This is a genomic window from Pseudomonas tehranensis (assembly GCF_014268615.1).
GTDB classification, from domain to species: Bacteria; Pseudomonadota; Gammaproteobacteria; order Pseudomonadales; family Pseudomonadaceae; genus Aquipseudomonas; species Aquipseudomonas tehranensis.
In genome coordinates, this window is sequence record NZ_JABWQV010000169.1 from 1 (window position 1) to 10735 (window position 10735).

A 10735-nucleotide genomic window follows, 5' to 3' on the forward strand; every position below is an offset into this window, starting at 1 on the left:
CTGTGGGAGCAAGGCTTGCCCGCGATGGCAACCTGATGATCACCACCTGACCCGGACTTAACCTCTTACATCAACCCACACCGATCAAAAAACCGCTCACGCCCCAGAATCATCAGCGCCGCGCGCTTGTGGGGGAAATCGAATTCCTTTTCACAATGGAAACACTGGTTGTGCAGATGACCGATCATTCGGGCGTTGTCGGCTCGGGGTTCGGCCACCACGCGTTGGGTGCGCGGGTCGTCGAGAAACAGGTAGTGCACCAGCGCCGACAGCCAGCTCGCCACCTTGTGCGGGCCACGGTGCTGCTCTTCGCCCACCAACATGTGAATGCCGCGATCATAATTGTGCACGTCGTAGAACGGCGCGATCCGATCCTCCTTGGCCCAATAGGCTTCGAAGTAGGCGAAAGGCTGGTCGTCGAAACAACCGATCAAGGTCAGCACCCGGGGATCGCGCTGCAGTGTGCTCAGATACTCGCGATGCTGTTCCAGGCTGCCCTCCTCCTGCCAGAAACTCGCCACCCGTGGGCTGTTCTGCCAGCGGTTGAAGCGCGTCAGGTCCTGTTCGATTTCCAGGGTGCGCAAGGACACCCAGGCCCCCAGGCGCGCATCGAAGCGTCGATACACCTCGCCTCGCGGCTTCATGGGCCGGCGCGGATGACGCTTGCCATCGGTGATGATCATCTGTTGCGGATAGCTGCCGTTGAACGACTCTCCCAGCCAGGGTTGCGGCAGTTGCCAGAACAGAGTGCGCTCGCAGATGTACTCGTCGGCGCACTCGCCGGGCGTCAGCAGTCCGCTGAGCAAGGCTTCACCGGGGCGCTCGGGCAGATGCCAAGTCAGGCGCCGGCATTGAGGATCGCGGGCGAACAGCCAATAGCAGGCCGCCCAAAGCGCCGGGCCTACGGGCCGATCATTGATTTCCTGCAAATGCACATGCAGCTCGGTGCCCCGCTCCAAGCGCAGCCGGATCAGCGGCGCGCCCTCAAGCATCAGGCTCAGGTGGCGTTCGGTTTCATCGGCGCCGAGACGGCGACCACCGGGTAAAGGCAGCGTCGTCGGGTGCTTGAGGTTGGACATGGCGGGGCTCACGTAGTCGTCGGTAGTCAACGTGTGACGTGAGCCAGGCAGGGAAATTTAGTGCCCCGTTCAATGATCGTGGGCTGGCACCAGCTGTATCTGGTAGGGCTGGAAAATCGCCAGCATCTGCCCGTCGTCCCGCAGCTTTTGCAGCAGCCGATTGAACGCTTCGCCAGAGATCGGCGCCTGGGGGCGGATCAGCGCGTAATGGTGGTAAATCTGATCGATACGTTCGGATATCAGCAATTGGGGGTCGACGTCTGGATTGCGCAACACGTAATCGATGAGGTACGAACGGGTAACCAGCGCAATGTCCGCACGCCCGCGCAAGACCATCAGCAGGTTGCTGTCATGGGAATACGTCAGCGTGGCGTTGTATTGGCCGGTCAAGAACTTGGGGTCGGCGTTGAATTCGGCAAAGGCGTAGTGGTAGCCGCTGAACAGCGCCAGGCGCTTGCCCCGCAGATCGGAGAAATAGTCTTGCTGACGATCCGGTTGACGCTGGGCTACGAAGATTTCCGCGTCTTCCAGGCCCATGTCTACCGCAGTATGAGGCACATCCTTCCAGCCCCAGTCCGGGTTCTCGAAAATGGCCATGTCGACCCGCCCCTGCTTGAAATCATTGAAACGGCGCGGAATCGACGTCGGAACCAGCACGAATTGATAATCGCTTTGGGACCGGTTCAAGGCCTCGACCAACTGCGGCAGCAAACCGGTATCGGCGCCAGTTTCGGGGCGTATCGTGTAGGGCGGAAAATGCGCTGCGCCAATCCGGACCAGTTGCGCAGCCGTGGCCGGCAACGCGAACACTGCAATCAACGCAGCGAGCAAGACGCGCGAGGCTATCCCCATCGTTGAAAACGTCAAGACACCTCACTCCCCAGAAAATTAATCATCAGTGAATCCAACCAGGCATCTCAATGCACATCACGCAGGGCACGCAAGGCGACCACTCAGCGGCATTGCTGCCTCTTTTTATTTTTCTTCAAGCACCAGAATCAAGGCTTGCTCGGCCAACTCATCAAGACTCAGGCTGCCCTCGGCGCGAAACCAAGTGGTGGTCCAGGACAGGGCGCCGGTCAGGAAACGACGGGTGATGAACACGTCGCCCCGAATATACCCCGCGTCCTTGGCCTGCCCAAGAACCTCAAGCCACAGGGCCTCATAAATATCACGCAAAGCCAGCACCTGTCTTTGCCCTTGCTCGGACAACGAGCGCCATTCGTAGACCAGCACCGCCATCGCCTCGCCGCTGCCGCCCATGATCGACTGCAACTCGCAGCGGATCAGCGCCAGGACCCGCTCGCGCACGCTATCGGCCTCGGCCAGCGCCGCGCGCATCAACGCCGTGTTGTAGCGAATGGTCTCCTCCATCACCGCCCGCAGGATCTCATCCTTGCTTTTGAAATGATGAAAGATGCTGCCCGACTGAATGCCCACCGCGCTCGCCAGGTCGCGCACCGTGGTGCGCTCGAACCCTTTGTTGCGAAACAGATGGGCGGCGGTCTGGAGCAGTTTGCCGCGAGCGCTGTCAGGATCGGTCAGTTGCCCGTTATCGACCAGCTCACGCATCACGTTCAGGGCTTTTTGCTCATCCACCCATTCTCTCCTACAGTCGATCGATCAACGTGGGGCCACGCTTGCGGAACCGACGAGGTGGCGCGGGCAATTTAAGCTGGCCGGGGCACCCAAGCAAGCGCTTGGATCGAAGAACTGGCGGCCGTTTACAAACCAAGCGCTTGCTTGGTAGTCTCGGGCGACGCCGGCCGGAGGGAGCACCATGCCAAAAACGATACGTATCGGTTGTGCCAGCGCCTTCTGGGGCGACACCTGTACCGCTGCGGCGCAACTGGTCGAAGGCGCTGAACTGGACTACCTGGTGTTCGATTACCTGGCCGAGGTCACGATGTCGATCATGGCTGCCGCGCGCATGAAAGACCCTCGGGGCGGTTATGCCACGGACTTCATCGAAGTGCTCTCACCGCTGCTTCATCGTTTACATGAACGCAAGATCCGCGTCATCAGCAATGCCGGCGGGGTCAACCCTCAGGCCTGCGCCGCCGCTCTACAAGTGGCTTGCGACAAGGCCGGCGTGCCCTTGAAGATCGCGGTGCTGCTGGGAGACGACCTGCAACCGCGATTCGAACAGCTCGCCAGCCAGGGCATTACCGAGATGTTCAGCGGCGCGCCCCTGCCGACGGTGTGCGTGTCCACCAACGCTTACCTGGGTGCCCCCGGCATTGTCGAGGCCTTGCATCTGGGAGCCGACATCGTGATCACCGGCCGGGTGGTCGACAGCGCCGTGGTCAGCGCGGCCCTGGTGCATGAGTTTGGTTGGGCCTGGCACGACTACGACAAACTGGCCCAAGCCGCATTGGCCGGGCACCTCATTGAGTGCGGGGCCCAATGCACGGGCGGTAATTTCACCGACTGGCGGGAGGTACCGGATTACGAGCACATCGGTTTTCCCATCGTTGAAGTCAGCGCCGACGGCCAATTCATCGTCACCAAGGCCGAAGGCACCGGCGGGCTGGTCACGCCGCTGACGGTCGGGGAACAACTGCTCTATGAAATCAGCGATCCCCAAGGCTATCTCTTGCCGGACGTGATCTGCGACTTCAGCCAGGTCAGGTTGATCCAGCAAGGCAAGCACGCCGTGCGCGTCCAAGGCGCCAAGGGCTTGCCGCCCACCGATCAATACAAGGTCTGCGCCACCTGGGCCGATGGTTTTCGCTGCACTGCCCTGTGCCTGATCGCCGGCATCGATGCGGTGGCCAAGGCCGAACGGGTCAGCCAGGCGATCATCGCCAGGACTTCGCAGATGTTCAGTTCGCGCGGCTGGGCGCCCTACAGCGAGGTGAACATCGAGCTGCTGGGCAGCGAAGCCACTTACGGTCAGCACGGCCGGCGCCAGGACAGCCGCGAAGTGGTGATCAAACTGGCGGTGCGCCACCCCGACAAACAGCCGCTGGTGCTGTTTTCCAGGGAGATCGCCCAGGCCGCCACCGGCATGGTGCCGGGGTTGACCGGCCTGATGGGGGGCCGCCCGACGGTGTATCCGCTGATTCGCCTGTTCTCGTTCCTGATCGACAAGTCCGCTTGCCGGCTCGACATCGAGCTCGACGGGCAGAGTCATCCTTGCCTGCTGCCCGCCGTCGAAGCCCTGCAAACCCGCGACTTGCCGGTCGCTCCCGACCTGCCCAAACCCCAGGGCCGGGCTGACGCCAGCGTGCCATTGGTCAAACTGGCGGTGGCGCGCTCCGGCGACAAGGGCAACCACAGCAACATCGGTGTGCTCGCCCGGGCCCCCGAATACTTGCCGTGGATCGCCGAGGCGCTAACGCCCCAAGTGTTGGTTGACTGGATGAGCCACGTGCTCGACCCACTGCTGGGGCGCGTCGAGCGCTGGTATCTGCCGGGCACCCACAGCCTGAACTTCGTGCTGGAAAATGCCCTTGGCGGGGGCGGTGTCGCCAGCCTGCGCATCGATCCGCAGGGCAAGGCGTTCGCTCAGCAGTTGCTGGAGATCCAGATACCGGTGCCACAGAGCATCGCCGATCAGGTCAATTAAAGGACGCTCGCCACAGCGTCGGTTCGAGCACAAGGAACACTTATGCCAGTCATCGAATCGCACCTTGACCCTCACAGCGCCGACTTCGCCCGCAACCACGCGGCCATGCTGGCTGGCGTGGCACACCTGCGTCAGATCGAACAGACGGTGCTGGAGAAAGCCGCCCTGGCCCAGGCCAGGTTCGAGCAACGCGGCCAACTGCTGCCGCGCGAGCGTCTGAACCTGCTGCTGGACCCCGGCGCGCCGTTCCTGGAACTGGCGAGCCTGGCCGGCTACAAACTCCATGACGACAAGGATGGCAGCCAGGCCGGTGGCGGCTTGATCGCAGGGATCGGCTACGTATCCGGCGCTCAGGTATTGGTGGTGGCGAACAACAGCGCAATCAAGGGTGGGACCATCTCTCCCAGCGGCTTGAACAAGACCCTGCGTCTGCAACAGATCGCCATGGAGAACAAACTGCCGGTCATTACCTTGGCCGAAAGCGGCGGCGCCAATCTCAACTATGCCGCGCAGATTTTTGTCGAAGGTGCGCGCAGCTTCGCCAATCAGGCGCGGATGTCCGCCATGGGCTTGCCGCAGATTACCGTGGTGCATGGTTCGGCCACGGCGGGCGGGGCCTACCAGCCGGGGCTCTCGGATTACGTGGTGGTGGTGCGCGACAAAGCACGGCTGTTTCTGGCCGGGCCACCGCTGCTCAAAGCCGCCACTGGCGAAATCGCCACGGAAGAAGAACTGGGCGGTGCGCAAATGCATGCGCAGGTGGCCGGCACCGCTGAATACCTGGCCGAGAATGACGCCGATGGCATACGCCTGGCCCGGGAGATCGTCAGCCTGTTGCCCTGGAACGAGCAACAGCCGCCACAGCCTGAACGCACCTGGAAAGAGCCGCTCTACCCGGCCGATGAGTTGCTGGGGTTGATCCCCGACGACCCGAAAAAGCCCTATGACGTGCGGGAAATCGTCGCCCGTATCGCCGACGGTTCGGACTTCCTGGAATTCAAAAGCGAGTTCGATCAACAGACGATTTGTGGCCACCTGCGCATTCGTGGCCATGCCTGTGGCCTGATCGGCAACAACGGCCCGATCACACCCAAGGGCGCGAGCAAGGCCGCGCAGTTCATCCAGCTGTGCGACCAGAGCCGCACACCGCTGCTGTTCCTGCACAACACCACCGGCTTCATGGTCGGCACCGAGTCGGAACAACAAGGCGTGATCAAGCATGGGGCGAAGATGATCCAGGCCGTGGCCAACGCCCGGGTGCCGAAGCTGACGGTCGTAGTGGGCGGTTCCTACGGCGCCGGCAACTACGCCATGTGCGGCCGAGGGCTGGACCCACGCTTCATCTTCGCCTGGCCCAACAGCCACACAGCGGTGATGGGTGGTGCCCAGGCCGGCAAGGTTTTGCGCATCGTCACGCAGGCGACGCAGATCAAGAATGGCCTCACCCCCGACCCGAAGATGCTGGACCTGCTCGAACAAACCACCGCGCAGACACTCGACAGCCAGTCCACTGCGCTATATGGCAGCGCCAACCTGTGGGATGACGGGCTCATCGACCCGCGCGACACCCGCACGTTGCTAGGCTACCTGCTGGACATCTGCCACGCGGCTGAGCTTCGGCCGCTGCAACCCAACAGTTTCGGTGTGGCCCGTTTCTGAACGTGTGAAGGACTTTTGATCGCTGCCCACAGGAGAACAATAAAAATGATCTTCACCCAGGAACACGCAGCGCTGCGGCGCACCGTTCGCCAGTTTGTCGACCAGCAGATAAACCCCTATGTCGACGAATGGGAGAAGGCCGGACGGTTTCCCATCCACGAGGTTTTCCGCAAGGCCGGTGAACTGGGATTGCTGGGTATATCCAAGCCGGAGCAGTTCGGCGGCATGGGCCTGGACTACAGCTATTCGATCGTCGCCGCCGAGGAGTTCGGCACCATTCATTGTGGCGGCGTGCCGATGTCCATCGGTGTGCAGACCGACATGTGCACCCCGGCCCTGGCGCGTTTCGGCTCCGATGAGCTGCGTGAAGCATTCTTGCGCCCGGCCATCAGCGGTGAGCAGGTCGGTTGCATCGGCGTCTCGGAAGTCGGGGCCGGCTCTGATGTCGCCGGGCTCAAGACCACGGCTCGCAAGGATGGCGATGACTACGTCATCAACGGCAGCAAGATGTGGATCACCAATTCACCGAGCGCCGATTTCATGTGCCTGCTGGCCAACACGTCGGACGACAAGCCCCACATCAACAAATCACTGATCATGGTGCCGATGAACAGCCCTGGTATCAGCCTCGGCGGGCACCTGGACAAGCTTGGCATGCGCAGTTCGGAAACCGCCCAGGTGTTCTTTGACGACGTACGGGTGCCGCAACGCAATCGCGTGGGTCAGGAAGGTGCCGGATTCATGATGCAGATGTTGCAGTTCCAGGAAGAACGCCTGTTCGGCGCGGCGAACATGCTCAAGGGGCTGGAGCACTGCATCGACAGCACCATCGAGTACTGCAAGCAGCGCAAGACCTTCGGCACCGCCCTGATCGACAACCAGGTGATCCACTTTCGCCTGGCGGAACTGGCCAGCGAAATCGAATGCCTGCGGGCGCTGGTCTACCAGGCCACCGAGCAGTACATCAACGGCCAGGATGTGACGCGGCTGGCGTCCATGGCCAAGCTCAAGGCCGGGCGCCTGGCGCGGGAAGTCACCGACAGTTGCCTGCAATACTGGGGCGGTATGGGTTTCATGTGGGACAACCCGGTGGCGCGGGCGTATCGCGACGTGCGACTGGTGTCCATCGGTGCCGGTGCGGACGAGATCATGCTGGGCATCATCTGCAAACTCATGGGCATTTTGCCGGGCAAGAAAAAATGACTACGTCGCCTGCCAGGCCTCATCGCGAGCAAGCTTTGCTCCCACAATGCCCGGTGAGTGGCATTCACCTGTGGGAGCAAAGCTTGCTCGCGATGAGGCCCTGACAGCCACCGAAAAACCCAGGAATGACCACCATGCCCGCCTTCAGCAAGATCCTCATCGCCAACCGCGGTGAAATCGCCTGCCGGATCCAGCGTACCGCCCAGGCCCTCGGCTATCGCACCGTGGCAGTGTTCAGCGAGGCCGACGCCGACGCGCTGCATGTGCGCATGGCCGATGAAGCGGTACTCATCGGCGCGGCACCGGTGCCACAGTCCTACCTCAATCAGCCGGCCATCCTCGATGCCGCCCGGCGAACTGGCGCCGACGCCATCCACCCCGGCTACGGTTTGCTCTCGGAAAACGCCGGGTTCGCCAAGGCCTGCGAAGAGGCCGGTATCGTGTTCATCGGCCCCAGCCCCGACGCCATCGACCTGATGGGCAGTAAACGCCGCTCGAAAATCGCCATGATCGCCGCCGGCGTACCGTGCATCGCCGGTTACGAAGGCACGGATCAGGACGACGACACTTTGTGCCGTGAAGCCGAGCGCATCGGCTATCCGTTGATGATCAAGGCCAGCGCCGGCGGTGGTGGCCGAGGCATGCGCCTGGTTTGGCGGGAGGAAGACCTGCTAGAACAGTTACGCACCGCGCGCTCCGAGGCGCTGCATGGTTTTGGCAACGATGAGTTGATCCTCGAACAGGCCTTGATCAATCCGCGGCATGTGGAAATCCAGATTTTCGGTGACCATCACGGCAATCTGCTCCATTTGGGCGAAAGGGACTGCTCGATCCAGCGACGCCACCAGAAAATCATTGAAGAAGCGCCCTGCCCGGTCATGACCGCCGATCTGCGCCAGGCCATGGGTGACGCCGCGCTCAAGGCTTGCCGTACGGTCAATTATGTGGGGGCCGGGACCGTGGAGTTTTTGCTCGCCCCGGACGGCGGCTTTTACTTTCTGGAGATGAACACGCGCCTGCAGGTCGAACATCCCGTCACCGAGCTGATCACCGGACTGGACCTGGTGGCCTGGCAACTGGATGTGGCCGCCGGCCTGCCACTGCCCCTGCGCCAGAACCAGGTCCAGTTCAGTGGTCATGCCATGGAAGTGCGGTTGTATGCCGAAGACCCGGCTGCGAACTTTCTGCCGCAAACCGGCCATTTGCTCAGTTGGGAACCCCCTATCCGCGACGGTGTACGAATCGACCATGGTTTGCTTGAAGGCCAGACCATCACCCCGTTCTACGACCCGATGCTGGGCAAAGTCATCGCCCACGGCGCCACCCGTGAAGAGGCCCGACGCAAATTGCTGCGCGCCGTGGAGGACTGCGTGCTCCTGGGTGTACAGGCCAATCAGCGCTTGCTGACGGGGCTGTTGGCTCATCCACAATTCATTGATGGAGATTTCGGCACCGGTTTCATCCAGCAACATTTCGCCGATCATCCCGCCCTGCAGATCCACGCCCCCTCGGCTGAGCAGCTCGCCATCGCCGCAGCCTTGTTCTATCAGTCCATGCATGCACGTCATGCGCCCGGCCTGGGAGGATGGAGCAACAACAGCGGCGCGGTGCGGCGCTATCGCATTGGCCTGGGCGAGCGCGACTGGCCCCTGACCCTGACCGCCGAAACCGGCGGCACGCTGCATATCCGGGTAGCCGAGCGTGTGATCGAGTTGAAGTTGCTCGAAGCTGATCAGTGCGGCGCAACGCTGATGATCGACGGCATTCGCCAACGCCATGCCTGGCACCTCGATGGTAATGACCTGTGGCTGTTCACTCGCCCCGGCGGCCTGCATTTGCAGGATCGGACCCAGGCCCCCATCACCGCCAGGACCAGCCTCAGCGATGGCTCCCTCAAGGCGCCAATGGACGGCGCTATCGTCGAAGTACTGGTCAGTGAAGGGACGGCAGTACGCCAGGGACAGCTACTGATGGTGCTCGAAGCGATGAAAATGGAGCACCCACTCAAGGCAGGTATTGATGGAGTGGTCAGGACCTTACAAGTCAAGCCAGGCGATCAGGTGAAAAACCGCCAGTTATTATTGCAGGTTGAAACAGCGCACTAGGCGGATGCGCAGGGTTTGACTACGCTCAAACCCATCAGCACGCCGATACCGGGAACCTTGCGATGCCTCACTGGCTGGTGATTGATCTGGAGGCCACCACCGATGAAGGTGGCTGGCCGGTAACCGAAATGGAAATTATCGAAATCGGCGCCACGCTGGTGAATCGGGATGGCCGCGAGCTGGACCACTTCCAGCGGTTCGTAAAGCCGTTGAGGCGTCCCTTGCTCACACCTTTCTGTCGCGAGCTGACCCATATCACCCAGGCCAATATCGACAGCGCCGCGCCTTTGACCGAGGTCTGGCCGGCGTTCGAACGCTGGCTGGCGCAGTATCACGCGAACCTGGAGAGCTGGGTCAGTTGGGGCGATTACGACCGCAAGCAATTACTTCAGGAATGGCAGCATCAGCGGTTGCACAGTTTTCTCGGCCAGGTGCCGCACATGAACCTCAAGCAGCGCTTCGCCAAAGCCCGCCGGTTGGAGCGACCGCTGGGGCTCAACGGGGCGCTGCAACTGGCCGGCCTGCAATTCTGCGGTCAACAACACCGGGCCCTGGAAGATGCGCGCAATACGGCGCGGTTATTACCCCTGGTACTCCCAGGCTGAACGCGAGCCACGACTGCGGCGCGGCAGATGACGAACGTTGCAGCCTTGTGCATACTGGCCGGCCTTTTCCAGCCCCTTTTTTCGAGGAATCGCCCATGTTTAAAGTCAACGAGTACTTCGACGGCACCGTCAAGTCGATCGCTTTCGGCACTGCCGAAGGCCCTGCGACCATCGGCGTCATGGCTGCGGGCGAATACGAATTCGGCACGGCCCAGCGGGAAATCATGCATGTCGTCTCCGGCGCCCTGACCGTGAAACTGCCCGACAGCACCGACTGGGAAACCTTCGAGGCCGGCAGCCAGTTCAATGTACCGGCCAATAGCAAGTTCCAGCTCAAGGTCGCCGTCGACACCGCCTACCTGTGTGAGTACCGCGGCTGAGTCTGTGGCGAGGGGATTTATCCCCGCTGGGCTGCGCAGCAGCCCCAAAAGACTGAACACAGTCAGCCTGATACACCGAGGCTGCAGATCTTTAGGCTGCTGTGCAGCCAGCGGGGATAAATCCCCTCGCCAC

Annotated in this window: 9 protein-coding genes; 6 read left to right on the plus strand and 3 right to left on the minus strand. The window is 61.9% G+C overall.

Annotated elements, in window-relative coordinates:
- Positions 1 to 65: 65 nt before the first annotated feature.
- The 3 genes from HU811_RS19795 to HU811_RS19805 form a co-directional block, all read right to left on the minus strand.
- Positions 66 to 1079, minus strand: a complete 1014-nt coding sequence (locus tag HU811_RS19795; RefSeq protein ID WP_186657615.1) for a GNAT family N-acetyltransferase — start codon at positions 1077 to 1079, stop codon at positions 66 to 68.
- A 69-nt stretch (positions 1080 to 1148) separates the two neighbouring features.
- The gene (locus tag HU811_RS19800) at positions 1149 to 1931 is read right to left on the minus strand and encodes a substrate-binding periplasmic protein (protein WP_186657624.1); all 783 of its coding nucleotides are present in this window, start codon (positions 1929 to 1931) and stop codon (positions 1149 to 1151) included.
- A 123-nt stretch (positions 1932 to 2054) separates the two neighbouring features.
- Positions 2055 to 2678: a TetR/AcrR family transcriptional regulator gene (locus tag HU811_RS19805; RefSeq protein ID WP_047226408.1), complete on the minus strand. Its 624-nt coding sequence runs from the start codon at positions 2676 to 2678 to the stop codon at positions 2055 to 2057.
- A 181-nt stretch (positions 2679 to 2859) separates the two neighbouring features.
- Here HU811_RS19805 and HU811_RS19810 point away from each other — a divergent pair, with 181 nt between their 5' ends.
- The 6 genes from HU811_RS19810 (at position 2860) to ppnP (ending at position 10602) form a co-directional block, all read left to right on the plus strand.
- The gene (locus tag HU811_RS19810; RefSeq protein ID WP_186657618.1) at positions 2860 to 4650 is read left to right on the plus strand and encodes an acyclic terpene utilization AtuA family protein; all 1791 of its coding nucleotides are present in this window, start codon (positions 2860 to 2862) and stop codon (positions 4648 to 4650) included.
- Between the two features lie 42 nt (positions 4651 to 4692).
- The gene (gene atuC, locus HU811_RS19815; protein ID WP_092458982.1) at positions 4693 to 6309 is read left to right on the plus strand and encodes a geranyl-CoA carboxylase subunit beta; all 1617 of its coding nucleotides are present in this window, start codon (positions 4693 to 4695) and stop codon (positions 6307 to 6309) included.
- Between the two features lie 45 nt (positions 6310 to 6354).
- Positions 6355 to 7512: a citronellyl-CoA dehydrogenase gene (atuD, locus tag HU811_RS19820; RefSeq protein WP_186657621.1), complete on the plus strand. Its 1158-nt coding sequence runs from the start codon at positions 6355 to 6357 to the stop codon at positions 7510 to 7512.
- Positions 7513 to 7646: 134 nt separating this feature from the next.
- Positions 7647 to 9617, plus strand: a complete 1971-nt coding sequence (locus HU811_RS19825; RefSeq protein WP_186657623.1) for an acetyl/propionyl/methylcrotonyl-CoA carboxylase subunit alpha — start codon at positions 7647 to 7649, stop codon at positions 9615 to 9617.
- 62 nt (positions 9618 to 9679) lie between these two features.
- Positions 9680 to 10222 carry a 3'-5' exonuclease gene (locus HU811_RS19830; RefSeq protein ID WP_047226403.1) on the plus strand — a complete coding sequence of 181 codons (543 nt, stop codon included), beginning with the start codon at positions 9680 to 9682 and terminating at the stop codon, positions 10220 to 10222.
- 95 nt (positions 10223 to 10317) lie between these two features.
- Entirely contained in the window at positions 10318 to 10602 is a 285-nt protein-coding gene (gene ppnP / locus HU811_RS19835; RefSeq protein ID WP_047226402.1) for a pyrimidine/purine nucleoside phosphorylase, read from the plus strand.
- Positions 10603 to 10735: the final 133 nt, after the last annotated feature.

Coding starts and splice junctions, on each gene's coding strand:
- HU811_RS19795 (WP_186657615.1), bottom strand. CDS start 1,079: ATGTCCAACCTCAAGCACCCGACGACGCTGCCTTTACCCGGTGGTCGC.
- HU811_RS19800 (WP_186657624.1), bottom strand. CDS start 1,931: ATGGGGATAGCCTCGCGCGTCTTGCTCGCTGCGTTGATTGCAGTGTTC.
- HU811_RS19810 (WP_186657618.1), top strand. CDS start 2,860: ATGCCAAAAACGATACGTATCGGTTGTGCCAGCGCCTTCTGGGGCGAC.
- atuC (WP_092458982.1), top strand. CDS start 4,693: ATGCCAGTCATCGAATCGCACCTTGACCCTCACAGCGCCGACTTCGCC.
- atuD (WP_186657621.1), top strand. CDS start 6,355: ATGATCTTCACCCAGGAACACGCAGCGCTGCGGCGCACCGTTCGCCAG.
- HU811_RS19825 (WP_186657623.1), top strand. CDS start 7,647: ATGCCCGCCTTCAGCAAGATCCTCATCGCCAACCGCGGTGAAATCGCC.
- HU811_RS19830 (WP_047226403.1), top strand. CDS start 9,680: ATGCCTCACTGGCTGGTGATTGATCTGGAGGCCACCACCGATGAAGGT.
- ppnP (WP_047226402.1), top strand. CDS start 10,318: ATGTTTAAAGTCAACGAGTACTTCGACGGCACCGTCAAGTCGATCGCT.